Annotated in this window: 20 protein-coding genes; 9 read left to right on the top strand and 11 right to left on the bottom strand. The window is 69.0% G+C overall.

Annotated features, from left to right (window positions below; translation table 11 throughout):
* Positions 1-53: 53 nt before the first annotated feature.
* The 6 genes from HUS23_06360 to HUS23_06385 all read left to right on the top strand — a co-directional run bounded on the left by HUS23_06360 (position 54) and on the right by HUS23_06385 (position 7296).
* Complete coding sequence (locus HUS23_06360; protein ID QKT03454.1) at positions 54-1910, top strand: ABC transporter substrate-binding protein; 1857 nt, start codon at positions 54-56, stop codon at positions 1908-1910.
* On the top strand, positions 1910-2992 hold the full coding sequence (locus HUS23_06365; protein QKT03455.1) for a microcin C ABC transporter permease YejB: 1083 nt from the start codon (positions 1910-1912) through the stop codon (positions 2990-2992). Before HUS23_06360 ends, HUS23_06365 begins: the two co-directional genes overlap by 1 nt.
* 3 nt (positions 2993-2995) lie before the next feature.
* Positions 2996-4075 (top strand): ABC transporter permease, encoded by a 1080-nt coding sequence (locus HUS23_06370; protein ID QKT03456.1) that lies wholly within the window; start codon positions 2996-2998, stop codon positions 4073-4075.
* Positions 4068-5696: an ABC transporter ATP-binding protein gene (locus HUS23_06375; GenBank protein QKT03457.1), complete on the top strand. Its 1629-nt coding sequence runs from the start codon at positions 4068-4070 to the stop codon at positions 5694-5696. Before HUS23_06370 ends, HUS23_06375 begins: the two co-directional genes overlap by 8 nt.
* Before the next feature lie 74 nt (positions 5697-5770).
* Entirely contained in the window at positions 5771-6187 is a 417-nt protein-coding gene (locus HUS23_06380; GenBank protein QKT03458.1) for a sel1 repeat family protein, read from the top strand.
* A gap of 83 nt (positions 6188-6270) precedes the next feature.
* Positions 6271-7296, top strand: a complete 1026-nt coding sequence (locus tag HUS23_06385) for a hypothetical protein (GenBank protein QKT03459.1) — start codon at positions 6271-6273, stop codon at positions 7294-7296.
* Between the two features lie 107 nt (positions 7297-7403).
* On the opposite strand, the gene HUS23_06390 is transcribed toward HUS23_06385, so the two are convergent.
* The 4 genes from HUS23_06390 to HUS23_06405 all read right to left on the bottom strand — a co-directional run bounded on the left by HUS23_06390 (position 7404) and on the right by HUS23_06405 (position 12727).
* Positions 7404-7940, bottom strand: a complete 537-nt coding sequence (locus HUS23_06390) for an EF-hand domain-containing protein (GenBank protein ID QKT03460.1) — start codon at positions 7938-7940, stop codon at positions 7404-7406.
* 251 nt (positions 7941-8191) lie between these two features.
* Positions 8192-8356 (bottom strand): hypothetical protein, encoded by a 165-nt coding sequence (locus HUS23_06395; protein QKT03461.1) that lies wholly within the window; start codon positions 8354-8356, stop codon positions 8192-8194.
* Between the two features lie 108 nt (positions 8357-8464).
* On the bottom strand, positions 8465-10276 hold the full coding sequence (locus tag HUS23_06400; protein QKT03462.1) for a chitobiase/beta-hexosaminidase C-terminal domain-containing protein: 1812 nt from the start codon (positions 10274-10276) through the stop codon (positions 8465-8467).
* Between the two features lie 66 nt (positions 10277-10342).
* Positions 10343-12727, bottom strand: coding sequence for a chitobiase/beta-hexosaminidase C-terminal domain-containing protein (locus tag HUS23_06405; protein QKT03463.1), 2385 nt, complete (start codon positions 12725-12727; stop codon positions 10343-10345).
* A gap of 224 nt (positions 12728-12951) precedes the next feature.
* On the opposite strand from HUS23_06405, the gene HUS23_06410 reads away from it, so the two are divergent.
* Positions 12952-13575 (top strand): outer membrane beta-barrel protein, encoded by a 624-nt coding sequence (locus HUS23_06410; GenBank protein QKT03464.1) that lies wholly within the window; start codon positions 12952-12954, stop codon positions 13573-13575.
* Between the two features lie 217 nt (positions 13576-13792).
* Positions 13793-16090: a SulP family inorganic anion transporter gene (locus tag HUS23_06415; GenBank protein ID QKT03465.1), complete on the top strand. Its 2298-nt coding sequence runs from the start codon at positions 13793-13795 to the stop codon at positions 16088-16090.
* 40 nt (positions 16091-16130) lie between these two features.
* Here HUS23_06415 and HUS23_06420 read toward each other — a convergent pair whose 3' ends face one another.
* From HUS23_06420 to HUS23_06450, 7 genes are all read right to left on the bottom strand, one after another.
* Positions 16131-19001, bottom strand: a complete 2871-nt coding sequence (locus HUS23_06420; protein QKT03466.1) for an MEDS domain-containing protein — start codon at positions 18999-19001, stop codon at positions 16131-16133.
* Positions 19002-19338: 337 nt separating this feature from the next.
* Positions 19339-20085, bottom strand: coding sequence for an FKBP-type peptidyl-prolyl cis-trans isomerase (locus HUS23_06425; protein ID QKT04998.1), 747 nt, complete (start codon positions 20083-20085; stop codon positions 19339-19341).
* Positions 20086-20281: 196 nt separating this feature from the next.
* Positions 20282-21220, bottom strand: a complete 939-nt coding sequence (locus HUS23_06430; GenBank protein ID QKT03467.1) for a DUF4382 domain-containing protein — start codon at positions 21218-21220, stop codon at positions 20282-20284.
* Between the two features lie 238 nt (positions 21221-21458).
* Positions 21459-21800: a hypothetical protein gene (locus HUS23_06435; GenBank protein QKT03468.1), complete on the bottom strand. Its 342-nt coding sequence runs from the start codon at positions 21798-21800 to the stop codon at positions 21459-21461.
* Between the two features lie 51 nt (positions 21801-21851).
* Positions 21852-22715 (bottom strand): methylated-DNA--[protein]-cysteine S-methyltransferase, encoded by an 864-nt coding sequence (locus HUS23_06440; GenBank protein QKT03469.1) that lies wholly within the window; start codon positions 22713-22715, stop codon positions 21852-21854.
* Between the two features lie 55 nt (positions 22716-22770).
* Positions 22771-23454, bottom strand: a complete 684-nt coding sequence (locus HUS23_06445) for a hypothetical protein (GenBank protein ID QKT03470.1) — start codon at positions 23452-23454, stop codon at positions 22771-22773.
* 16 nt (positions 23455-23470) lie between these two features.
* The gene (locus HUS23_06450; GenBank protein ID QKT03471.1) at positions 23471-23752 is read right to left on the bottom strand and encodes a peptidylprolyl isomerase; all 282 of its coding nucleotides are present in this window, start codon (positions 23750-23752) and stop codon (positions 23471-23473) included.
* 187 nt (positions 23753-23939) lie between these two features.
* Between HUS23_06450 and mscL the strand changes: the two genes are divergently transcribed.
* A complete protein-coding gene (gene mscL, locus HUS23_06455; GenBank protein ID QKT03472.1) occupies positions 23940-24305 on the top strand; it encodes a large-conductance mechanosensitive channel protein MscL in 366 nt (121 codons plus the stop codon).
* The last annotated feature ends 50 nt before the right edge of the window (positions 24306-24355 follow it).

Consider the following 24355-nt stretch of genomic DNA (forward strand, 5'->3'; position numbering starts at 1 on the left):
GTAACGGGGCGTTCGTTCAAGGAATGAGGACAGCCGAATTGTTGAGGGCCCGCATGGAACTGGCCGCCTTCGCGGCCTTGCTGCTCGCCGTTTTGCCCTACGCGCACGCCCAGGAAGACGCGCCCGGCGTGGAAGGTCCGTTCCACGGCATGGCGCTGCACGGTGACCTCAAGTACGGCCCCGACTTCCAGCACTTCGAGTACGCCGACCCCGACGCGCCCAAGGGCGGCATCGTGCGCCTCGGCGCCGTCGGCACCTACGACAGCCTCAACCCTTTCATACTGCGCGGCACCACGCCGCCGAACATGACCAATGTGTTCGACACCTTGATGGTCAGTTCGAGTGATGAGCCCTTCTCGGTGTACGGCTTGATCGCCGAGTCCATGGAGGTGGCCGACGATGACTCGTGGGTGATCTTCACCCTGCGCCCGGAGGCTCGCCACCACGACGGCACTCCGATCACGGTCGAGGACGTCATCTTCACCCTGGAGACCCTCAAGCGGGACGGGCATCCCTTCTACCGCTCCTATTACGCAAATCTCGAGCGCGCCGAGGCGGTCGGCCCGCGCCGGGTAAAGATCCACTTCAACATGCGCGGCAACCGCGAGTTGCCGCTGATCGCGGCCCAGATGACGGTGCTGTCCAAGGCGTACTGGTCGGAGCGCGACTTCGCGCGCACCACCCTGGAGCCGCCGCTCGGCAACGGCCCGTACCGCGTCGCGCGGGTCGACCCCGGGCGGTCGCTGATCTACGAGCGCGTGGAGGATTACTGGGCGGCCGATCTGCCGGTGCGCCGCGGCCAGCACAACTTCGACCGCATGCGCTACGACTTCTACCGCGACAGCACGGTCGCCCTGGAGGCCTTCAAGGCGGGGGAGTACGACTTTCGCGCGGAGAACGTGGCGCGTAACTGGGCGGAGGGCTACGAGGGCCCGGCGCTCGCGCGCGGGCTGATCCGCATGGAGGAAATCGAGCACCAGCAACCGAGCGGCATGCAGGGCTTCGTGATGAACACGCGCCATCCCGTGTTCGCCGACCCGCGCGTGCGCAAGGCGATGGCCTACCTGTTCGACTACGAGTGGACCAACCGCGCGCTGTTCCACCGCGCCTATGCGCGCACCACCAGCTATTTCTCCAACTCCGACTTGGCGGCCGAGGGCCTGCCGAGCGAGGCGGAACTCGCCCTGCTCGAGCCTTTCCGCGGCCAGATCCCCGACGCGGTGTTCGAGCGCGAGTACGTGCCGCCCGCCACCGACGGCACCGGCTCGATCCGGCCGAACATGGTGCAGGCCTACGAGCTGCTAACCGAGGCCGGTTGGGAGATCCGCGACCGACGCATGGTCCACGCCGAGACCGGGCAGCCGCTCACCTTCGAGATCCTGCTGGTCAACCCGAGCTTCGAGCGCGTGGCGCTACCCTACGCGCGCAACCTGCGCCGCCTGGGCATCGAGGGGCGCGTGCGTACCGTGGACAGCACGCAGTACCAGCACCGCTTGGACCACTTCGACTTCGACATGACGGTGATCGTGCTGCCGCAGTCGCTCTCGCCCGGGAACGAGCAGCGCGATTACTGGACCAGTGCCGCGGCCGACATGCCCGGTTCGCGCAACTACGCCGGCATCCGCGACCCGGCGGTGGACGCGCTGGTCGACCGGCTCATCGCGGCGGAGACGCGCGCGGATCTCGTCGCCGCCGCGCGCGCGCTCGACCGCGTGTTGCTGTGGGGCCATTACGTGGTGCCCAACTGGCACACGCGGGTGTTCCGCGTCGCCTATTGGGATAAGTTCGACCGACCGGCGGTCAGCCCGCCCTATGCGCTTGGGTTCGAAACCTGGTGGGTGGACGCCGAACGCGAGGCCGCACTACGGCGCCAGGGCGGCCCGCGCTCGGTGCGCGGAGGTAATCGCTGATGCCCGCGTATATTCTGCGTCGTCTGCTACTCATGATCCCCACCTTGCTCGGGATCATGATCATCAACTTCATCGTGGTGCAGGCCGCCCCGGGCGGCCCGGTGGAACGCGTGGTGGCGGAGATGCGCGGGCACGGCGTGGAGGCCACCGCGCGTATCGGCGGCGCAGCCGAGGGCGAGGTCGCGCGTGGCACCGACACGGGCTACCGCGGCGCACGCGGCATCGACCCCGAACTGATCGCGGAGCTCGAACGCCACTACGGCTTCGACCGCCCGGCGCACGAGCGCTTCGGGCAGATGCTGTGGAACTACATGCGGCTCGACTTCGGCAACAGCTTCTATCGCGATCGCAGTGTGATCGAACTCATCGTCGACGCGCTACCGGTGTCCATCTCGTTGGGGCTGTGGACGCTGCTCCTGGTGTATCTGATCTCCATCCCGCTCGGCATCACCAAAGCGGTGCGCGATGGCTCGCGCTTCGACGTGTGGAGCTCGGCAGTGGTCATCGTGGGTTACGCCATTCCGGGCTTCATGTTCGCCATTCTACTCATCGTGCTGTTCGCCGGCGGGAGCTTCTTCGACATCTTTCCGCTACGCGGCCTGGTCTCCGAACACTGGGAGGAGCTGTCCTGGCCGGCGCGCATCGCCGACTACTTCTGGCACATCACCCTGCCGGTGCTCGCCATGGTGATCGGCGGCTTCGCCGGACTGACCATGCTGACCAAGAACTCCTTCCTGGACGAGATCAACAAACAGTACGTGGTGACCGCGCGCGCCAAGGGCCTGGCGCAGCGCCATGTGCTCTACGGCCACGTGTTCCGCAACGCCATGCTGATCGTGATCGCCGGCTTTCCCGCCGCGTTCATCGGCGTGCTGTTCACCGGCGCGCTGCTGATCGAGGTGATCTTCTCGCTCGAGGGCCTCGGCCTGCTCGGTTTCGAGGCGGCGGTGAACCGTGACTACCCGGTGATGTTCGGCACCTTGTTCATCTTCACCCTGATCGGGCTGGTACTGAACCTGATCGGCGACCTGATGTACGTGGTCATCGACCCACGCATCGACTTCGAATCGCGGGAGGTCTGAGCCATGTTTCGTCGCCTGAGCCCGCTCAACCAACGCCGCTTCGAGAACTTCCGTGCCAACCGCCGCGGCTGGTGGTCGCTGTGGATCTTCTTGACGCTGTTCGTGATCAGCCTCGGCGCCGAGTTCATCGCCAACGACAAACCGCTGGTGGTGAACTATGACGGCCGGCTGTACTTCCCGGTGGTGCAGTACCTGCCCGAGACCACCTTCGGCGGGGTGCTGCCGATCGAGGCCTATTACCGCGATCACTACGTGCAGGAGATGATCGAGGAGAGGGGTTGGATGATCTGGCCGCTGATCCCCTACAGCTACCAGACGGTGAACTACAACCTGGCACAACCCGCCCCCTCGCCGCCGAGCGCGGACAACTGGCTGGGCACCGACGATCAGGGGCGCGACGTGCTCGCGCGCATCATCTACGGCTTTCGCATCTCCATCCTGTTCGGCCTGGCGCTGACCGTACTGAGCTCCATCATCGGGGTGATCGCGGCCGCCACCCAGGGCTACTTCGGCGGCTGGGTGGACCTGCTCGGCCAACGCATGGTCGAAATATGGGCCGGGCTGCCGGTGCTGTACATCCTGATCATCATGGCGGCCATCATCGAGCCCAACTTCTGGTGGCTACTCGGGCTGATGCTGCTGTTCAGCTGGGTGGCGTTGGTCGGCGTGGTGCGCGCCGAGGTACTGCGGGTGCGCAACTTCGATTACGTGCGCGCGGCCCGCTCGCTCGGGGTGAGCAACATCGGCATCATGTTCCGCCACGTGCTGCCCAACGCCATGGTGGCCACCCTTACCTTCCTGCCGTTCATCATGAACGGCTCCATCACCACCCTGACCTCGCTCGACTTCCTGGGCTTCGGGCTGCCGCCCGGCTCGCCCTCGCTCGGGGAGCTGCTGGCGCAGGGCAAGAACAACCTGCACGCGCCGTGGCTCGGGATCAGCGCCTTCCTGGTCCTGGCGGTGATGTTGAGCCTGCTGATCTTCATCGGCGAGGCGGTGCGCGATGCCTTCGACCCACGCAAGGCGATGGCGCGCAGCAACGTAGCAGCGGGTGAACCGACCAAGGCGATGGCCCATGCCTGAGCAAACCCTCTTCGAAGTGCGGGATCTGGCGGTCGCGTTCGGCAACGGCGCGGCGCGCGCCGTGGACGGCGTGTCGTTCGACGTCCGCGCCGGCGAGACGCTCGCCCTGGTGGGCGAGTCCGGCTCCGGCAAGTCGCTCACCGCGCTGTCGCTGCTGCAACTGCTGCCGCCGGGCGCGCATCACCCCACCGGCAGCATCCGCTACCGCGGACGCGAGCTGATCGGCGCGCCGGAGCCGGTGCTGCGCGACATGCGCGGCAACCGCGTGGGCATGGTGTTCCAGGAACCGATGACCTCGCTCAACCCGCTGCACACCATCGAGAAGCAGATTCGCGAGACGCTGGTGCTGCACAAGGCGATGAACAAGAAGGCGGCGCGCGAGCGCACCCTGGAGTTGTTGCGCCTGGTCGGACTGCCCAACGCCGAGTCGCGCCTGAACGCCTTCCCGCACGAGCTCTCCGGCGGTCAGCGCCAGCGCGTGATGATCGCCATGGCACTGGCCAACGAGCCCGACGTGCTGATCGCCGACGAGCCGACCACCGCGCTGGACGTCACCATCCAGGCGCAGATCCTCGAGCTGCTGAAAGACCTGCAGCAGCGCCTCGGCATGGCGTTGGTGCTGATCACTCACGATCTCGGCATCGTGCGCCGCATCGCCGAGCGCGTGTGCGTCATGAACCAGGGCAAGATCGTGGAGCGCGGCGAGGTGGCGGAGGTGTTCGCCGCGCCGCGCCACGAGTACACGCAGCGCCTGCTGGCGGCCGAACCCAAGGGTCGGCCAGGACCGGCCGACGAGCGCGCACCTGTGGTGATGGAGGCGCGCGACGTCAAGGTGTGGTTCCCCATCCTCGGCGGGCTGCTGCGCCGCCCCAAGGACTACATCAAGGCGGTGGACGGCGTCAGCCTCAAGGTGCGCAGCGGCCAGACCGTCGGCATCGTGGGCGAGAGCGGCTCGGGCAAGACCACGCTCGGCATGGCGCTGCTGCGCCTGACCGGCAGCGAGGGCACCATCGTGTTCCAGGGCCGCACCATCAGTGGCGAGCGCAGCAAGGCGCTGCGCCCCCTGCGCCGCGCCATGCAGATCGTGTTTCAGGACCCCTTCGGCAGCCTCTCGCCGCGTATGTCCGTGGGGCAGATCATCGAAGAGGGCCTGCGGGTACATGAGCCCCGCATGCCGGCCTTCGAGCGCGAACAGCGCATCACCGAGGCGCTGCGCGAGACGGGGCTGGACCCCGAGGCGCGCCACCGCTACCCGCACGAGTTCTCCGGGGGGCAGCGCCAGCGCATCTCGATTGCACGCGCCATGGTCCTCAAGCCCAAGCTCGTGGTGCTGGACGAGCCCACCTCGGCGCTGGACGTGTCGGTGCAGGCGCAGATCATCGAGCTGCTGCGCGCGCTGCAGGCCAAGCACCAGCTCGCGTACATCTTCATCAGCCACGACCTGCGCGTGGTGCGCGCCCTCTCGCACGAGGTGATCGTGATGCGCGGCGGCCGGGTGGTGGAGCACGGCTCGGGCGACCGGATCTTTGAGGCGCCCACCGACGAATACACCCGCCAGCTCATCAAGGCCGCGTTCGACACCACGCTGTTCGGGGCCGACCGCGAGGCCGCGCCGGCCTGAGCGCGCGGGGCCGATTGCTGGCCTGAGGGCACTGGCCCCAGCCCCTAGCGGACGCTAAAATCCGAGCTATGGGCATGCGGTTCAACATCTTGGGCGGGCTGGTCGTTGTCCTTGCGCTATCGCTGCCGGCGGCGGCCGAGGACGTCCTGGACGCCGGCTACGCCGCCTACCGCGCGGGCGATTACAGCGCGGCACTGGCCGCCTGGCAGCCGCTGGCCGAACAGGGTCACCGCAAGGCGCAGCTCTACGTCGGCTACATGTATCGTCAGGGCATCGGGGTGAGTGCAGACCCCCGCCAGGCCGCCCGCTGGTACCGAAAAGCCGCCGAGCAGGGTGTCCCTGAGGCGCAGTACCAGTACGCCCTGATGTTGGAGCTGGGCATCGGCGTCGAGCCCGACTATTGGGCCGCGGAAGGTTGGTACCAGCAGGCCACCAGCCACGGCTACTGCCCCAGCCAACTCAGCGCGGGGGGCGCGCTCGGCGACCGATAGGCCCGCGCCCGTACTTCGACGAACCTTATGTCCGCTACCCTCCTTTCCTGCGCCCGCACGGCGCCCCGGCACGGTTTCCACTGATGCGCTTCCTGCTACTGATCCTCGGCGGCCTCACGCTCGGCGCCGCCGCCCACCTCGCCCAGGTCTCCGACGAGGGCTGGCTGCCGCTCGGCCCGCAGGCCGAGGGGCATGTGGCCGCGCTCGCGGTGAACGAACGTGGCCGCCTGTATGCGGGCACGCAGGATGGCGAACTCTATACGCGGACCGACGACAGCTGGCGCGCCACCGCGCGCGAAGCGCGCCTCGTCGCGCACCCGATCACGGCGCTACTGCCGGGCGAGCCGTTTTTCATCGGCACCACACAAGGCCTCTACACCCTGGACGGCAACCAGGCCGCGCCGGTCGCCGCGCTGCCGGCCCTGGCGGTCCGCGAGCTGATCCGGGATGGCGCCGGCGGCGTCTTGTTGGCCGAGGTCCAGGGCGATATCTACCATGCCGCCGCAGGCGAGGCGTGGCGGCGCGTGCCGCGCGCGGGCTTGCCGGATGGCGTACCGGTGTATCGTCTGCTCGTCCACGGCGGGCGCCTGCACGCGGGCACGGTGGGCGCAGGGGTCTACACGCTCGGCGACGACGAACCCTGGACCCCGCTCGGCACGGGACTGCCCGAGGACACCAAGGTATTTGCGCTATGGCCGCTGACCGAACGCGGCCTGGTGGCCGGCACCGACGCCGGTGCGTGGCGGCTCGATGAGGGCGGGCAGTGGCGCCGCCTGGGGGTGGGCCTCGATCGGCAACGGGTCCTCGACCTCACCACCTATCGCGAGGGCAATACCGACGTGTTGCTGGCCGCGTCGGACGAGGCGCTGTGGCGCCTGCCGGTCGACCAGCCGGATGCCTGGTGGCAGGCCACCGATACCTTGGTTCCGCTGGCGAAACCGGTGGCGCGGGTCGTGGTGAGCGACGGGGAGCCGTATCTGGCAGCCGGCCCGGTGTACGGCTGGGCCGTCAGTCGTAGCGATCGCCTCGGCGTCGCCTTGCTCGGCGGCACGGGCATGGTGCTGATCATTCTGGCCCTATGGCTCGGGGGCAGGCAGCGGCGCCGGTGAGGAGGCGATGGTCGGGTCGCCCCGACACGAAAAAGGCGCGGCGCCCTACGGCGCCGCGCCTTACCTCCTAACTAGGGCGCGGTCAAACGCCCGCTGAGGCGTGGGGCTTAAAGACCGCCCTCGGTGCCTTCGGGGGAGGTGGTCTCCTCACCCGGCTGCACCTCGACTCCCTCGGGGGCACCCGGGGCGCCGACGTCACCCTCGACGCCCGGCGCGCCACCTTCCTGCTCCTCCATGAACTGCGCGAACTCCGCCTCGCTGATCACGCCGGTCTGGTCGCGATCGATCTCATCGAAGCGCTCGGCGAGTTCGGCATCACCCTCGACCTCTTCGCGCGTCAAATAGCCGGTGCCGGCCGTGTCGAGTTGCTCGAAGCGCTCACGGTGCTCGTCGGAGGCCCAGGTCGCCACCTCGTCTTCGCGCATGCCGTCCGCGCCCGGAGGCGGGGAGGCCCCGGGCGCCTCGGCCGCTTCGTCGGGACCGGTGCCACCCACGGCGCCGTAGGCGCCATCCTGCTGAGTGATCGGCGAGTCGCCTTCCACGGCGTCGCCCTGCGCGGCACCCGCGCCGGCATCGGTCGCCATCGAGGCGCCGGTGAACATCGACAGGGCCAGAACCAAGGCCGCCTTGTCTTTGATCGCCATAGTTGTTTCCTCCATTCGCTGTAGGTTTCCTTACCTGGCGGGCTGTCGCGGCATGGCCGCACCCGCTGCGCCGATATGGCTGAGCTAAGCGTAGCAAGCGCTGCGCCAAGCTTCAGGAACGGGGCGATTTCAAGGCGATGGAGGGGGGTGGCATCCCCGGCCGCGCCGCCGGGCGGCCGCGAAGCGTCGCCGCTGTACGACAGTCAAGCCAATTCGCCGGGCCGAGGCCGGCGCACTTGCCCTTGCGGCGGCTAGATGCCGCCCAACAGGCCGAAGAGTCCGCCCAGCATCAGAAGCACGATCAAGCCGGCGGCGCCGAACAGGATCTGTGCCGCGCGCCGCTGCGTCTTCCACAGCATGAGGCCGACGTAGGCCGCAAGAAGGGCGAGACTCAGGCCGATGACCAGCAAACGCATACAGTATCTCCGAGGCCGACCCCGATGAACGGAAGCAACCCTACGAATGGATGAGCAAGAGCGCTACGGTACCGAAAAGCGTCGCGCGGCGAAAATCGGTACCGCGATTCAGCGCTGGCCTTGACGCAGACGCCACCCCAGGACGGCCAGCGCGCCCAAGATCATCAGGGGGTGTAGCGGATCGGGCGTCCCCGCCCCGCGCAGTGTGCATCCGCCGCCGCCGGCCAGCCGCTGGGCCTCCCCGGCCTCCTGCGTCTCTTCGCCGTCGGAGCCACCGTCAGAGGGTTCGCGGGGCGCAGGATCGTCGCGCTGCTCGCTCTGGTCGCCCTGGTCGCTGTCGCCGCCGCGTTCGTCGCGGTCGTCGTCTTTCTTGTCCTCGTCCTTCCTATCCTCGTCCTTCCTATCGTCGTCCTTCTTGTCGTCGTCCTTCTGATCGTCGTCCTTGTCGTCGCTCATCTCGGGGACGATCAAATAATGGGCGTTCACCACCGGCGAGTCCTCGAAGTTGCCGCGGTCGCGATAGGCCATCGCGCGCAGCAGCGCGGACTCTTTTAGCGTGATGCGCTTGCCGCTGTCGATTTTCTTGCCGTTGCGCCGCGTCGGCGTGCTGCCATCGAGGGTGTACATAATCTTGGCGTGACTCGTGTCGGTCGACAGGCGAACCTTCACCTCGCGCTCGTAGGTCCCGGCGGGCGGATCGAACGTCGGCGGGTCGACTTGGCCAGCACTGAGTTCGTAGTCGGCGCTGGCGATCAGCGAGTCCGCCAGGCCGTCCTGATAAGCCATCGCGCGGATGCTCGCATCGTCATCGAGGACGATCTCCCCGCTGTCCCCCAGGGCGTCACCGTGCTCCCGACTGGGGTCGCTGCCATCCAGCGTGTAGCGGATGATGGCGCCCTCGGTCGCCGTGGAGATGCTCACCGATTCTCCCTGCACCAAGGGGCCGTCCGCTTCGATGCGTGGCTTGGCGGCCTGCTCCAGGGTAAGCGCGCTCAGCGACAAGGTGCACGCCGGCGCGTAGTCGGCATCGCTGGCGCAGGCGGCGGCGGCAAACTCGCCCGCCTCATGGCCGGCAGCGGCGACCAGCAGCAGGCCCTCCAGGGCGTGCCGCGGTGCCAGCAGCTGGAAGCGTCCGACGGCATCGGTAACGGCCTCGATGCGCCGACCGTTCAGGATCAGGCCGGCAAACCGCACCTCAGCCTCGTCCAGTGCCTCGCCCGCCTCGCCGAACACGTGACCCGCGAAAGGCTGAGCCACCCACAGCTGCGCGGGATTGGAAACGCCCTGCAGGCCATCGGCGCTCACAGCCAGGCGCACGCGCGTGTCGTCGGGCACATCGCGGGTGGCGAGATCGACCTGCAGTTCGCCGGACGGCGGCACGTGGAGCGGCTCTGGCGGCAAAACCACCGCTTCGGTGGGCAGACCCTCGGCATCGAGGACGTCGAGATGCAGTGTCGCGCCCGGCACGGCGCCCCGTAGCGTCAACCGGACGTTATCGGCACCCGCGAGGACTTCGTCAGGGCTGAGGGTCGCATCCAGGAGTACCTCCACCGCCAACTCGACACGCCAGCCGAGCGCGACATCGGTCACGGCGACGCGATGCAGGCCGGCGAAGGCGCCGTCGGTCGGCGCGGTGTAGCGCCAGCCCCCGTCCCGCAGGCGCTCGAGCGTACCGGCCACACCCGCCGCGTTCGGCTCGACATGGGCAAGGTAGGCACCGCTGCCGCCCACCGCCTGGAAATCGAGTTGGGCGCCCGCTTGGAGACTCAACTCACTCGGCAGAGGAACACCTTGGCCTGTTTGCAGATGGAGCGTGTCCGCGAGCGCGGCGGTGGTCCACGCGCCCCACACCAGCACCAGCATCATCTGCCACGCCCACGCAGGCGCGCACCGCCTTAAGCGGCCTTCCTTGTCGCTCATGAGTCACCCCTGCGCAGCGTCACTGCCGCGCGTCGTCCTTGATGTTATCGGCCACCGGGCCGTCGGCTAGCAGCGCACACCACGGCGCAAGCGCCATACCGCCAGCAGCATCAGTAGTGGCAGCAGCGGATCGGGGCGTCCGTCGCCGGCTCCCAGCGCGCAGCCACCACCGCCGCCGATGCGCGGCCCGTCGGCAGTCGGCTCGCCGTCTTCCGGCGGCGCCTCGCCGTTGCCGTTCCCATTGTCATCGTCGTCGCCCGGCGGCGGAGTATCGCCCCCGTTGTCGTCGTCATCCCCCGGGAGCGGTGGAGGCGTGCCGCCATTGTCGTCGTCATCGTCATCGTCGTCGGGAGGCAACGGAGGCAGTCCGCCGTTACCGTTGCCGTCGTCGTCGTCATCGTCGTCGGGAGGCAACGGAGGCGTGCCGCCGTTGCCGTCATCGTCGCCGGGGGGCGGAGGAGGCGTGCCGCCGTTGCCGTCATCGTCGCCGGGGGGCGGCGGAGGCGTGCCGCCGTTACCGCCATTGCCGTCGTCGTTGCCGTTTTCGTCGTCGTTACCGTTTCCGTCGTCGTTACCGTTTCCGTCGTCGGTGCCGTTTCCGTCGTCGTTGCCGTTGCCGTCGTCGGTGCCGTTTCCGTCGTCGTTGCCGTTGCCGTCGTCGTTGCCGTTACCGTCGTCGTTGCCGTTGCCGTTGCCGTCATCGTTGCCGGTGCCGTCGTCGTTGCCGTTACCGTCGTCGTTGCCGTTGCCGTCGTCGTTGCCGTTACCGTCGTCGGTGCCGTTGCCGTCGTCGGTGCCGTTGCCGTTGCTGTCATTGCCGCCGTTGCCGTCATCGCCACCGTTGCTGTAGTCGCCGCCGTTACCGTCGTCGCCGCCGCTGCCGTCATCGCCGCCGTTGCCGTCGTCACCGTCATCCTCGCCAGGCGTGATGTGGAAACTCGCGCTGACCTCATCGGACAGCTCGTACTCGTCGTCGTCGGCCGCTGCCGCCAGCAACAGCATTGATTCCTCGGAACTGTGCGCGCCCCGGAAGGCAATGGCGCGTAATAGCACAAACGACTCCGCGACCTCGCGTAACTCGAAGCTCCCACCATTGCTCACCTGAACGCCGTGCGTCGGTGAGGGCGGCGAGCCGTCCAAGGTGTACGCGATGGTCGCGTTCTTGGTCGGCGTGCGCAGCGTCACGGTCACCGATCCCGCGAAAAGACCGCCGGGGGGGTCGATGCTCGGTGCGTGCATCCGGTCCGTCGTAATGTCGAACTCGGCGCTGGCGACTTCGGAGTCGGCCATGCCGTTCAGGTAGGCGATCGCCTTCAGCGTGACGCTGTGCTCCAGCGCCACCTCCCCACCGTTCTCCAACACCTCGCCGTGCTCGCGGCTGGGCGCCGTGCCATCCACGGTGTAGCGAATCAGCGCGCCCGGCGTGGCGCTGCTGATGCGCACACCGCTTGCGTCGGTGCTGAGCGTGCCGCCGTCGGGGTCGAATCCGGGCGTCCGCACCTGCTCGAGTTCCGGCGGCGAAAGCGTGAAGGTGCATGCAGACGCGTAGCTTGCGTCGCTCGCACATCCGCCTGCCGCGATAGCCTGCGCGGTATAACCGTCGGCCACCGCGCGCAAGTCGGCGTCGGCGCGCGGGGCCAGCATGCCAAAACGGCCGGCCTCATCCGTGACGGTCTCATAGCCGCGGCCCGCGACGCTCACGTCCAGCATTTCCACCCGGGCGCCTTCGAGCGCAGCCCCGCCCGTGCCGTACACGACGCCCGCATACTCCTGCGCCGGCAACACGGCGACGATGGGACTCGTCGCCTCGGCAGAGGTCGCGCGCACCGCCACCCGCACCCGTTGTGTCTCGGACACGCGCGCAGTGCCGATTTCGACGCGCAGCGGGTTGCCGTCGCTCGGCTCACTCGTGACGGGCGGCACCGGAGTCGGCAGCGCGAGCGCTTCGCTCGGCAAACCGCGCTCATCCTGCACCGCGAGACTCAGGCTCTCGCCGGCCTGCGCACCACGCACGGTGAGCTGCACGCTGTCGGGTCCGCCCAGCGCCTCGCTCGCCGACCAGCTCGCCTGCAAGGGGACGCGCACCGTGAAGTCGAACGCGGTTTCGCCATCGCGCACTTCGATGCGGTGGGCCCCCGCGAAGGCGCCCGTAGGGGGTACGGTATAGCGGTAGGTGTCCTCGCCCGTCGCCTGCAGGTCACCGAGGACGCCCGCCTCGTTCGGGTAAGGGGTGAGCGTGGCGGCACCGCTGGCACCCTGCACGCGCAACTCGAGCGTCTGGCCCGGTGCGAGGGTGTAGGGACTTGCCAGCGGAGCGCCGTCGGGGCTACTCAGGTGCAACTCGGCGGCCACCGCGCCGGCGCTCAGCACGCAGAGGACCAGACCACAGGCGAGGATGCGTCGGCCGACGCACGCGCGAATGAATGCGAGTCGTGATACGCTCATGCGCATTCCCCCTCCTTGGGCTGGCTCCTTGGGCTGGTCATACGCCACGGCGCATGCACGGGCAAATCGTCAGCTTTTCCGCAGCTTGCGGACATCGTTCTCGCGAGGCCGGCGCCCCCCACCGGCTGCTTGAGCTATAGTTGACGCCACTGACGAGTGCAAGGAGGCGGGGCCTCGCGGCCCTCGCAACAATAATGATGGAACGACCTTACCCAGGGGCTCGTCGTGGCGTGCCGGCGCGCGTCGCGGCGTGGTTGATCGTTAGTGCGCTGTCCCTCACCCTCTGGCCGGCCACCGCCGCCGCCCAGCAATTGTATTGGGGCTTCGGCATGGGCTTCACCCGGCACGACACCAGCGCCGCCGACTGGGACGACGGTTCCCTGATCGATGGCGGCGTGAGCCGTAGCGACTTCGGTTTCAAGCTGATCGCGAGCTATGAGATGAACCCACGTCTGGCGTGGGAGGCCGCGTTCGTCAGTCTGGGCGAACACAGCTTCGAAGGAAGGTCGGACGGCGGGGACTTCTGGCTGAGCGGGGACGTGCGCGGCAAGGCCAGCACCTTGGGTGTCTCCGGCTCGGGCGTGGTGCGCTGGCCCATTGGCGAGCGCAGCTCGGCCTATGCGCGCGGCGGTCTGTTGTACTGGAATACCGACGTCACCATCGACGACGAGCGCGCGCGCGAGTCGGGCGGCAAGACCGGCGCCAGCCCCTTGGTGGGCGGCGGGCTCGAGTTCGAGCTCGACCGCGCCATGCGCGTGCGCGTCGAATGGGAGCGCTACCTGAACATCGAGAAAGGCGTCTTCGGCAAGTACGACGTGGACATGCTGTCGGCCAGTTTTCTGGTCACCTTCTAGCGGGGTGGCGGGCGTTGCGCGGGTTCATGAGCAAGCGCGAATAGTCTGAAAATCTAATACTATCAGCCACTTGGCATTGTGATCCACGTTGACCTATAGTCGCCCCTGAGCGGCCTCCCGCCGCACCGCCGGGCGCTCCTCGGGGCGGACAACAACAACGTGGCGACAGCGAGCGGCGCGCGCCCCGGGGCGAGCGAGCGCGCCGCGAGACCTCAGAATGCAGGAAAAGCCGAGCAACGGCATCAAGGGCCTGAGGCACTGGCGCTACGACCTGAGCGCCGGTCTGCAGGTCGCGCTCGTGTCGCTGCCGCTCTCCCTCGGCATCGCCATCGCCTCCGGCGCCCCGCCGGTCACGGGCGTGGTGTCAGCCATCATCGCGGGGCTGATCTTCCCCTTTCTGGGCGGTGCCTACGTCACCATCAGCGGCCCGGCCGCCGGGCTCGCGCCCGCGCTGCTGTCGGGCATGCTGCTGCTAGGGGGCGGTGATCTGGCCGCGGGCTACCCGCTGGTCCTGGTTGCCATCTGCCTCACCGGGCTGTTGCAGATCCTGCTGGCGTTCATGAACGCCGGACGCTTCGCCATCTTCCTGCCCGTGACGGTGGTGGAGGCGATGCTGGCCGCGATCGGCATCATGATCATCCTCAAGCAGATCCCACCGCTGGTGGGCGATCTCTCGCCGGTGGCGCCGACCACGCTCGCCTCCATCGCCAAGCTGCCCGACACGCTGCTGCGCATCGAGCCGACAGTGTTCCTGATCGGCGCGGTGGGGCTGATCCTGATGTTCTACCTCAACACCGCGCGCCAGCAGTGGCTGCGGCGCATCCCGCCGCCGCTGTTCGTCGCGCTGCTCGGACTGGTGCTGGCCGCGGCCCTCGGGCTGGAGGCACCCTACCTGATCACCATGCCGGACAGCATCCTGGAGGGCGGCATCACCCCTCCCGCCTTCGCCGAAGTCGCGAGCCGCCCGGAACTGTGGGTGAATCTGCTCATCGTGGTGATCACCCTGACACTGATCGACGGCATCGAGTCACTGGCCACCATCGCGGCGGTGGACAAGATCGATCCCTTCCAGCGCAAGTCCCATCCCAACGTGACGCTGCGCGCGATGGGTGTCTCCAACGTGCTCTCCAGCATGGCGGGAGGCCTCACCATCATTCCCGGCGGCGTCAAGAGCCGCGCCAACATCGACGCCGGCGGGCGCACGCTGTGGGCGAACTTCTACAACGCGGTGTTCCTGATTCTGTTCCTGGTCGTGGCCACGGACCTCATCGCGCTCATCCCGCTGGCGGCCATCGCCGCGATTCTGATCTATGTCGGCTGGCGGCTGTGCGAGTACCGGGTATTCCGCAAGACCTACGCCATCGGCCGCGACCAGATGGTGATCTTCCTCATTACCGTCGCCGCCATCCTGGCCACCGACCTGCTGTGGGGGATCCTCATCGGCATCGCCGCGGAGATCCTGATGCTGGGCTACCTGCTCACCCCCTCGTTCCGCACCGTGCTCACCGGCCGTCTCAGTTTCACCCAGTCGCTGGAGTTGCTCGCCAAGAACCTGGTCGGCCTGTTCCACAATCCCATCATCAAGGTGCACAACGACACGCGGCAGGAGCGCCCGCATTACGAGGTCTCGCTGGGCACGCTGGTGTGCTTCAACCTGCTGCCGCTGGACAAGCTGCTGCAGGCCCTGCCGGCCGACGCGGGGCTGTCGATCATCGTCACCGAATCGGGCCGCATCATCGACCACACCGCCATGGAGTACCTGCACCAGATCCAGGAGGACGCGGTGCGCGAGGGGCGGCCCTTCGAGCTGCTGGGGCTGGAAAACTATTATCAATTCACCCAGCACTCGCTGTCGGCGCGCATGCACGACGCGGCGCTGGTCAAGCGCGAAGCGAGCCTCTCGGCGCGTGCCACCCTCATGCTGGGCGTGGCCCAACAGCTTGGCCTGGCGTTCAATCCCGCCACCCTGGCGGCGCTCGACACCCACGGCTTCGTGTACCTGCGCCGCGGCGACCGCAAGCAGGAGCGCAACGTAATGAGCGGGGCCTATCGCGGTTGCGAACTCAAGGTGTTCGATTACAGTCACACCGCGGCACCCGATTATTACGCCGAGCACCGGCACACGCTGATCATCGTCAAGCCGCCGGCGGAGAGCCCGGCGCTGCCCGACTTGGTACTGGCTCCCGGCCACTACCTCAAACGTTACCTGGTCGACTACCGCGAGCTACAACCGTCCGCGGACATCGGCTTTCCCGAGGGCTATCGGCTCTACACGCGCGGGGCCGACGCCGAGGCGCTGGCCGCCGCCACGCGCCTGCGCGGCTTTCTGCAAAGCTATCCCGGGGTGTACGTGGAGGTGCGTCGCAATGCGCTGCTGACCTTCCGTCCGGAGCGCGAACTCGAAACGGCGGAGGGCATCGAGGGGCTGCTCGAGGTCGTCGAATACGCCTACGAGGGCAAAGCCCCCGCGTCCGCGCCGGCGGGCGCCAAGCCGGTCGGGGGCGTGGAAGGCTGATCGCTCACGCCCGCCGCGGGCGTGTGGCGCCGCCCCCCGTTCAGGACGCGCGGCTCTGGCGGGCCTGCATGCGGCTCAGAACCTCTTCGACGGCTTCGGCGCGCATCGGCTTGGTGAGGTGCATGTCGAAACCCGCGTCGAGCGCCTCGGCAACATCGCCGGGCCCGCCGTAGCCGGTCAGCGCGACCAGGAACATACCCCCCAGGCGGGGGTCGCCCCGCACCGCACGCGCGATGTCGTAACCGTTCAGGGCGCCCGGCAGGCCGATGTCGCAGAGCAGCAGCTGCGGGGGCTCCTGGCGCAGGCGCCGCATGGCATCCTCGCCGTTGTCGCACAGGTTGACCTCGTGACCGCCGAGCCGGAGCATTTCGGCCAGCATCTCAGCCGCGTCGGGGTTGTCCTCCACGACCAGTACCTGGACCGCCTCGTGGGATCGCGGGGTCTGCGGCGCGGCGACCTGCCCCGGTTGGGTCAGCGGCAGGCGCACCACAAACTCGCTGCCCGCGCCAGGGCCGGGACTCGCGGCGGTCACGCTGCCGCGGTGCAGTTCCACCAGCCCCTTCACCAGCGCGAGACCCAGCCCCAACCCACCGGCGGTGCGGGCGAGGCCCTGGCGCACCTGCCGGAAGGGCGAGAAGACATGTGGCAGCAGCTCCGCTTCGATGCCGGCGCCGGTGTCGCGCACGGTCACCGTCACCTCGTCCTGCGCGCGGTCCATGGCGACCGTGAGCGTGCCGCCCGGATCGGTGAACTTGATCGCGTTGGTGAGCAAATTGTCGAACACCTGCGCGAGGCGCACACGATCGCCGGTCACCCAGACGCTCTCGTCCGGGAGCGACGCCACGAGCTGCAGCTCGCGCGCCTGCACCGGGGCGCGCCGGTCCTGCAGGATTTCCGTGAGCAGGTCGCGCAGATCCACCGTCGCCACTTCCAGGAAGACCTTGCCCGCGACGATGCGCTGGACGTCGAGCAAGTCGTCCACCAGCCGGGTCATATGCGCCACCTGGCGTTGCAGCGCCGACTGGGTACGCGCCACCACGTCGGGTCTCAGCCCGGTGCGTACCAGCACTTCCGCCGCGCTGCTGAGCGCGGCGAGCGGATTGCGCAGCTCGTGCCCGAGCATGGCCAGAAAGCGATCCTTGGCTTGGGCGGCGTGCTCGGCACGCTGGCGCTCGCGGGCGGCCTCTTCGTACAACTGGGCGCGCTCCACGGCCAGGGCCGCCTGCACCGCGATGTCCTCCAGCAGGGCGCGTTGTGCCGCATCGAAGTCTTGCGGCGTCGCAAACCCCATCGCGATCGCCGCCAGCGTTCGGCCGCCGACCATCAGCGGCAGGGCCGCTATCGCGCGGGACTCGGTCGGCAACCCCGGATAGTGCGCCTTGATCTGGGCGGCGTTGTGCAGCCACACGGCCTCGGAAGCATGAAAGGCGTCGGTAACGGGCAGCGGCGCGTGGAGCGGCCCGGTGACGAAGCGTTCGGCGACGGCCGGTGCGAGCCCGTCGTACTTCACCGTGCGCAACTCCTCCCCATAGGGGGCAACCATCAGCACGGCCGTCGCGCCGACACGTTCGCGCAGGGTGTTGCAGATCACGACGCCGATGTCGAACACCGACGCCGCGCTGGAGAGCTCGGAGGTGATGTGTTGCAGCAGCGCGAGCCGCGTGCTGGCGTCGCGCTCCAAGCGCAGCAAGCGCCGTCGTTCATCCTCGTGCGCCTGGCGCTCACGCACCTCGGCCAGGTAGGCCCTCGAGAGCAGCTTGTCATCGGTCGCGGCCACGGCATGCAACTCGCCGTGGGCGGCGCACACGCTGGCGTAGGCGCGCGTGTCCCCGCGCTCGAAGGCAGCTTGCTCGTAACCGCACCACAACGCGAAGTCGTAACGACGCTGGAGGTGGTTCCAAATATCCTCCAACTCGAGCGCGCTCGGCGTCCGCCCGCCGCGCACCAGCACATCGACCACCTCGCCATAAAGGCGCGCCTGGTGGCCGCTGCCCTGGAGACGCTTCACCAGCGCCTCCAGCGCCGGGCGTAGACGCGCGACGTCGACCGCCTCCGGCCAACCCAACTCGGCCAGCAGCTGCTCGGCATCGATGAACTGTACGCTCGCGGGATCGACGCCGCGTGCATGGAGCGCGTCGCGCAGCGGCGCCAGCCGACATGGCGGGACGAGCACGGCGCGGGCCCCGGGGGCGGTGCCGGCGAGGAAGGCGGCGATGCAGTCGGCCGGATAGGCCGCCTCCCGAAAGAAGTGGACCTCATGATCGGGGCGCGGGGGGCTGCTCGCTTCCCGCTGGTTGACCGCCGCCAGCAGCTGCGTGGCGGTATGGACCGGCTCCCAGCGTCCGCCGCGCGACACCAGCGCGCACTCGTGATTCTGCAGGACCTCGAGCACGTCATCGGCGCTACACCGGTCGAGGGGATAGCTGCACAGCGCGAGGATGCGGCGACTGTGGAATGCCTCGTGCACGGCCGCCTCGTACTCGGCGAAGCTCGCCCAGTCGCCGCGCTCTAGCCAGAAGACATTGCCTGTAATGCGCAGCCCCCTGTAACCCTCGCTCAGCGCCTCTTCTTCGAGATCGAGCCAGGCCTGCAAGACCTTCGAGCCGGCGGCGATCTCCCCGTACCAGCGGGCGTGATCCAGCAAGCGGATCTGACCGCTCCGCTCGCGCTCGGCGAGGTCCGGCACCACCTCGGCAAGCGCGGCGCGGGCCTGATCGACCTCCAGCGGCTGGCCGCACACCCAGAGGCACTTGTCCCCCTGCGCCAGCCCGACGCGAAAGAACGCCACCAGCGGCTCGCGCAGCTCCGCCTCGGAGCGATAGAAGTGGCAAACGTGGGTGCCCCACGCGACGTCTTGCAGGGCGGGGAGGCCGCTCGGGACCTTGCCTGATATCTTCCGTGACACATGCATGCGGGGCAGGTTACCCGTTCGCCGCTTCGCGCGCCAATTGGGGCAAACGCGGAGAACGCGGCGCGCCGCACATTTTTGGGACCCGCGTCACACGACGCGTGTCGCCGGCCGCTGCCCGGCCTTCTCGGCCGCTAGCGTCACATGGCGGGCTGAACACACCATCCCGTGTTTTCAGACTAAGCGAAGTGACAAGCGTGGCTTTCGCTTCGCTTCGTAATCCACGGCTTGCAGATGCAATAAGCGCAGCGCATTGCGCCATGGGGCGGTACGGGCATCCTCCCGCTGCCGGCGCATTGCGCTGCGCTTAATGCGCCCGACTGAGTTGATCAGAGCTTCCCTAACACTGGGCGCCGGCGCGGTAGGCCTCGCAGTCCTTGCGTACCGGGCGCCGCTCACCCAGCCAGCGCACGATGCCGTCTTCCACGTTGTACACGTCCTGATAACCGCCCTGCTCGGCGAGCGCACGCGCCAGCACGCCGGTGCGGCTGCCGGTACGGCAGATCAGTACCACCGGCTCGTCCTTGGCGGCGATGCGCTCAAGCTCGGCGGGGAAACTCGGTACGAAGCGACCGTTGGCGTCGAAGGCCGTCAGCAGGTAACTGCCCTCCACTACCCCGGTCTGACGCCACTCCTCGGGGCGGCGGATGTCCACCACCTTCACCCCCTGTTCGATGAGTTCGCTCAGTTCGGCATTGTCGATGTCGCTGAAGGGCGGCGGCTCGACCGCCACCAGTTCGACCTCGAAGCGCAGCGTGGCGTTGGGGGGAATCACATCACCGGCGCCCGCCGGGCCATAGCCGAGGTGCGGCGGGATCACCAGTTCGCGCTTGCCGCCCTCGCGCATGCCCATCAGGCCCATCTCCCAGCCCGGAATCACTTGGCCCGCACCCAGCACAAAGGCAAGCGGCTGACCACGGTCGTGGCTGGAATCGAATTTCGTGCCATCGCTCAACCAACCGGTGTAGTGCACCTGGACGGTCGTGTTGCGCACCGCCTCGCGCCCCTCGCCGGGCGCGATCTCGGTGATGCCGACCTGCGCAGTCCCCGCTGGCGCGGCGCCCGCGGCCCCGACCAACGCCAACATCAAACCCGCGAACCAGAATCGCTTTTTCTTCACACATATTCTCCGCAACGCGCCCGCCCGGCGCGCCACACTCGTTGAACGGCAGGGACCGCTGCGGGCGGGCCCGATCTTGGAAAGCCCTAAGCCTCCGGATCGGCCGCCGCCCTGTCAACCGGCGGATTGGGCGGAGCGGCGTGCGCCGCCCCGCCCGCGGGCTCTACGGCAGATCGAGGACGGTAACCGCGCCAGCCGTCACCGTCGCATTGGCGACGGCGCGGAACTCGATCGCGTCGGCCGTTTCGGGATCGTCGTCCGTGCCCTGGCAGGTAAATGCCGCGGTGTAGTCGCCCGGGGCCAGATACGCCGCGCGGTACCCGAACGCGCCGCTATCCTCGTCCATGCTCACCCGCGCACTCATGAGCGGATCGCCCGCGTCGCCGCGCACGTCCTGCACCTCGGCGTCGTGGCCGGCGAACACGTACACCGCGTCGCCGCCGGTGCAGGCCTCATCCAGCATCAGGTCGGCGTCCACCTCGCCGGCCAGGGTGCCGCTCTCGGCGGTGTCGATCAGGCGCAGCGCGGGCCGCAGCCGATAGCCCTGACCTGCGGCCGCCGGACGGTGGATCGACTTGCGCAGGTCGAAGTCGATCGTGAAGTCCGCCTGGCCGCCGGCCGGCACCACGAAGCCGCTGACCAGCTTCAGGCCGGTCTGGTCGCCGCTGGGCACGTACAGGGGATGCCTCCCGCCCAGCGTGTCTTCCAGATAGGAGTCATCGGCGTCGCCGTCGGCGAGCACGTGCAGGCGTACCCAGTTGTAGCGGCCCGCGGGCAGTTCCACGCCGTCCAGCAGCGTCTCGCGCGCCTCGCCCTGCAGGGCGAGCAGGTCGATCTGGCGCACCACCGGCTCGTCGCATGCCTCGCGGCGGGCCACCACCTCCTCGTCCTCGGCGCAGAAGTGGTACGCCAGCGCCGGGCCCGACGCCGGCTTGAGGCTCACCCCGGTGAAAGCGACCACCACGGCGCTGGCTTCGTCCACCGGGGCGTCCGTGATCGCGAGCGTCAAATGCCCGGTCGACGGCCCGCCGTCGGAACCGCCGCCGCACCCGGCGAGGAGCACCGCGACCGCCCCGCCCGTTACCCATGCTTTTGTTTTCATATTCTCCCTCGTCCTGAGCTGTGTTGGGACGCGGCAGACGTTACGTCCTCGCGCGCCGCCTGACTGCGACGCGGCCCGCAGTTTGGCGGCGTCGCGCGGGGAGAAGGGAGCAGGAAAGGCTTGTTGGGTCGCCGGGGAGAGGTGAGTCACTCCAGCCTGGCGTTCTCAGGCGTCGCGTATCAAGAGCGGGGGTGTTCGCTTCGCGTCGTGATCCCTGTGGCGCGGGACTCTGGGTTATTCAGTTTCCCAGCAGCGCCAGCAAGGCGAACCCCGCGCTGATCACCGACACGCCCGCTGCCCCGGCGGCCAGGACAAGCGTGCGGCGCATGCGCGCCTGCGCAAGTTCGGCGGCCTGCTCCAGCGCCGCCACCGTGCGCTGCAGCTGGGCGGCCAGCTCCTTGACGTGCGCGGCGTTCTGGGAGGCGGCGGCCTGCAGTTCGGCGATCTGTTGCTGCACCAGTTGCGGCGGCGGGACGCTGGCGTCGGCGCCGCGCTTGGTGAAGGCAGGCGCGGCGGCGGAGATGATGGTGCCGACGTGCGGCAGCACCACCTTGAGAGCGGGAATCAACCAAGGGGCCATAGGGTGTCCGTGAATGCTATCGGTTCCGGTCTCCGGCATGGACCGGAGGCCTCACAGCATATCAGAGCCGGGCGCGGCCCCGTCCGACGCCGCCGCCTCCCACGCCAGCATGGCGCGCTTGCGCGTCGCATCCCAGCGGTAGTCGCCGATGACGCCGGTCTCGCGTATCACCCGGTGACAAGGAATCAGGTAGGCCAGCGGATTGCGCCCGACGGCCGCCCCCACCGCGCGCCCCGCGCCCGGGCGGCCGAGCGCCGCGGCCAAGCGCCCGTAGCTGACGGCCGCGCCGGGCGGCACGCGCAGCAGAGCCCGCCAGACACGCACCTGGAAATCGGTGCCGCGCACCAGGGCGCGCAGCGGCGGCGCGCCCTGTGGGGTGCGCACGAAGATGCGCCGCGCCACACGGGCGGCCCCCGCGTCGTCGCGCCGCAGCCGGGCGGCCGGCCAGGCGGCCTGCAGCTGGGTCAGTTCGTCGGCCACCGACGCGGAGCGCGCGGCGTCGAGAAACCCGAGATGGCACACCCCGCGCGGGCCTTCCGCGATCAGACAGGGCCCGAAGGGGGTGTCGGCCACCCCCGCATGCAGCGTCCAGCCGGCGCCGCCCGATTTCACTTCACCGGGCGAGGCGGCCTCCAGCGCGACGCAGGCATCGTGCAGGCGCCCCGGGCCCGACAGCCCGGCGTCGAGCGCCGCGTCCAGCACGCTCGCACCGGCGTGCAGCAGCCCCTTGGCGTGCTCCAGGGTGAGGCACTGCAGGAAGTCCTTGGGGGTGATGCCCGCCCAGGCGCGAAACAGGCGGTGCAGGTGGTAGGGACTCAGACCGACGTGCGCGGCCAACGCCGCCAGATCCGGCTGCGCGCGGCGCTGCGCCTCCAGATAGCGGATCGCACAGGCGATGCGGTCATAGTCGCTCATGCCGCCATTGTGCCCGCCACGGCGCGGGGTCGCCCACCCGATCCTTGCGCCGCCGTCAGTCGTGCAGCAGCGGCCGGAAGAAGCCGGCACCGACCGCTACCGCGTCGGCGGGCGTCAACAGCGCGCGCCCGTCAGCATCGCCCTGCTGCCACTGCGCCGCCAACCCGCCGTCGCGTAGAAAGACCATCTCGCGGCACAGGCTGTGGGCGGCGGCGCCGCAGGGCGTCTGCCAATGGATCCCCACCCGCACGTCCGGGGCGGGCGTGATCGCGAGCAGTTCGCTGCCGCGCTGGTCGATCCGGATGGGGGCGCCACTGAGCGCACAGCGCGATGCGATGCGCACCTCGGTGGCGAACAAGGGCGCCACCGACAGCGCGTCCAGGGCGCACATGGCGTGAAGGCGATGCCCGCCCAGCAAGAGCGCGTGCGGCGTGGCCTCCAGCGTCAACGGATAGGCCCCGACCGGCTCGCGGTGCGCATCGAGCACCACCAGGTCGTCCGCCACCAAACGAGCGAGTGCGGCCGCCGCCTCGCCCGCGGGCAGCCGCGCGGCCAGCTCGGCGCGGCTCGGCGGACGCCCCCGTTCGGCGAACGTTCGCAGCAGCGCGCGGTGCACGGCCTGCCAAGCGGGCGGCAGGGCGCGTTGGCGTGCCCGCAAAGGGAGCAGCGCCTCCAGGCGCGCGAGGGCGGCGGCGACGTCCACCGTGGAGCAGGCCGACATCGGCATCGGCGCGGGCATCGGCGCGGGCAGCGCCTCAGTCGTGACGCTCGGTGACTTCCAGCAGATGGAAGCCGAACTGGGTGCGCACCGGGCCCTGCACCTCTTTCACCGGCGCGCTGAACACCACCTGATCGAACTCGGGCACCATCTGGCCGCGACCGAACGAGCCGAGCTCGCCGCCGCGCTGGCCGGACGGGCAGGAGGAATACTGCTTGGCGAGCGCCGCGAAGTCTTCGCCGCCCTCGATGCGCGCCTTCAGTTCATTACAGAGCGCCTCCGAGTCGACCAGGATGTGGCGGGCGGATGCGGTAGCCATTGCGTCTCTCCTTAGGTTGAAGGCCGCACAGTTTGCCAGGAAAGCGGTCCGCCGTCGCGCCGGCGCGGGCGCTCACCTCGCGCGCGGCCGCTCGGCGGCAGCAACGTGCGGCAGCGTATATCTTTGAAAGGCGGTGGACGGCCACGCCCGTCCCGCGCCGGCCGGTCCCTCAAGGAGGAGGCACGACATGGGCATGCTGCAGGAGTTCAAGGAGTTCGCGGTCAAGGGCAACGCCATCGACATGGCGGTGGGCATCGTGCTCGGCATCGCCTTCCAGAAGGTGGTCGACTCGTTGGTCAACGACGTCATCATGCCGCCGATCGGCTACCTCATCGGCGGCGTCGAGTTCAAGGATCTGCAGGTCGTACTGGTCCGCACCCTGGAGCCCGGCACGGCAGAGGTCACCGAGGTGGCGGTGCGCTATGGGGCGTTCATCAACACCATCATCGAGTTCCTCATCATCGCCTTCACGCTGTTCGTGGTGGTCAAGTGGATGAACCGCATGATCCGGCGCCGCGAGGCGGCCGTCGGCGCACCCAGCCCCGGCGCCTGAGAGCGGTGGGGCGGTGGCGGGCCGGCGCGCGCCACTGCGCGTATAATGCG

It is taken from the genome of Ectothiorhodospiraceae bacterium 2226 (genome assembly GCA_013348725.1).
Classification (GTDB): domain Bacteria; phylum Pseudomonadota; class Gammaproteobacteria.

Excerpts from the sequence above, each read along its gene's own strand:
- HUS23_06360 (QKT03454.1), top strand. The coding sequence starts at position 54 with ATGGAACTGGCCGCCTTCGCGGCCTTGCTGCTCGCCGTTTTGCCCTAC.
- HUS23_06365 (QKT03455.1), top strand. The coding sequence starts at position 1,910 with ATGCCCGCGTATATTCTGCGTCGTCTGCTACTCATGATCCCCACCTTG.
- HUS23_06370 (QKT03456.1), top strand. The coding sequence starts at position 2,996 with ATGTTTCGTCGCCTGAGCCCGCTCAACCAACGCCGCTTCGAGAACTTC.
- HUS23_06375 (QKT03457.1), top strand. The coding sequence starts at position 4,068 with ATGCCTGAGCAAACCCTCTTCGAAGTGCGGGATCTGGCGGTCGCGTTC.
- HUS23_06380 (QKT03458.1), top strand. The coding sequence starts at position 5,771 with ATGCGGTTCAACATCTTGGGCGGGCTGGTCGTTGTCCTTGCGCTATCG.
- HUS23_06385 (QKT03459.1), top strand. The coding sequence starts at position 6,271 with ATGCGCTTCCTGCTACTGATCCTCGGCGGCCTCACGCTCGGCGCCGCC.
- HUS23_06390 (QKT03460.1), bottom strand. The coding sequence starts at position 7,940 with ATGGCGATCAAAGACAAGGCGGCCTTGGTTCTGGCCCTGTCGATGTTC.
- HUS23_06395 (QKT03461.1), bottom strand. The coding sequence starts at position 8,356 with ATGCGTTTGCTGGTCATCGGCCTGAGTCTCGCCCTTCTTGCGGCCTAC.
- HUS23_06400 (QKT03462.1), bottom strand. The coding sequence starts at position 10,276 with ATGAGCGACAAGGAAGGCCGCTTAAGGCGGTGCGCGCCTGCGTGGGCG.
- HUS23_06405 (QKT03463.1), bottom strand. The coding sequence starts at position 12,727 with ATGCGCATGAGCGTATCACGACTCGCATTCATTCGCGCGTGCGTCGGC.
- HUS23_06415 (QKT03465.1), top strand. The coding sequence starts at position 13,793 with ATGCAGGAAAAGCCGAGCAACGGCATCAAGGGCCTGAGGCACTGGCGC.
- HUS23_06420 (QKT03466.1), bottom strand. The coding sequence starts at position 19,001 with ATGCATGTGTCACGGAAGATATCAGGCAAGGTCCCGAGCGGCCTCCCC.
- HUS23_06425 (QKT04998.1), bottom strand. The coding sequence starts at position 20,085 with ATGTTGGCGTTGGTCGGGGCCGCGGGCGCCGCGCCAGCGGGGACTGCG.
- HUS23_06430 (QKT03467.1), bottom strand. The coding sequence starts at position 21,220 with ATGAAAACAAAAGCATGGGTAACGGGCGGGGCGGTCGCGGTGCTCCTC.
- HUS23_06435 (QKT03468.1), bottom strand. The coding sequence starts at position 21,800 with ATGGCCCCTTGGTTGATTCCCGCTCTCAAGGTGGTGCTGCCGCACGTC.
- HUS23_06440 (QKT03469.1), bottom strand. The coding sequence starts at position 22,715 with ATGAGCGACTATGACCGCATCGCCTGTGCGATCCGCTATCTGGAGGCG.
- HUS23_06445 (QKT03470.1), bottom strand. The coding sequence starts at position 23,454 with ATGCCCGCGCCGATGCCGATGTCGGCCTGCTCCACGGTGGACGTCGCC.
- HUS23_06450 (QKT03471.1), bottom strand. The coding sequence starts at position 23,752 with ATGGCTACCGCATCCGCCCGCCACATCCTGGTCGACTCGGAGGCGCTC.
- mscL (QKT03472.1), top strand. The coding sequence starts at position 23,940 with ATGGGCATGCTGCAGGAGTTCAAGGAGTTCGCGGTCAAGGGCAACGCC.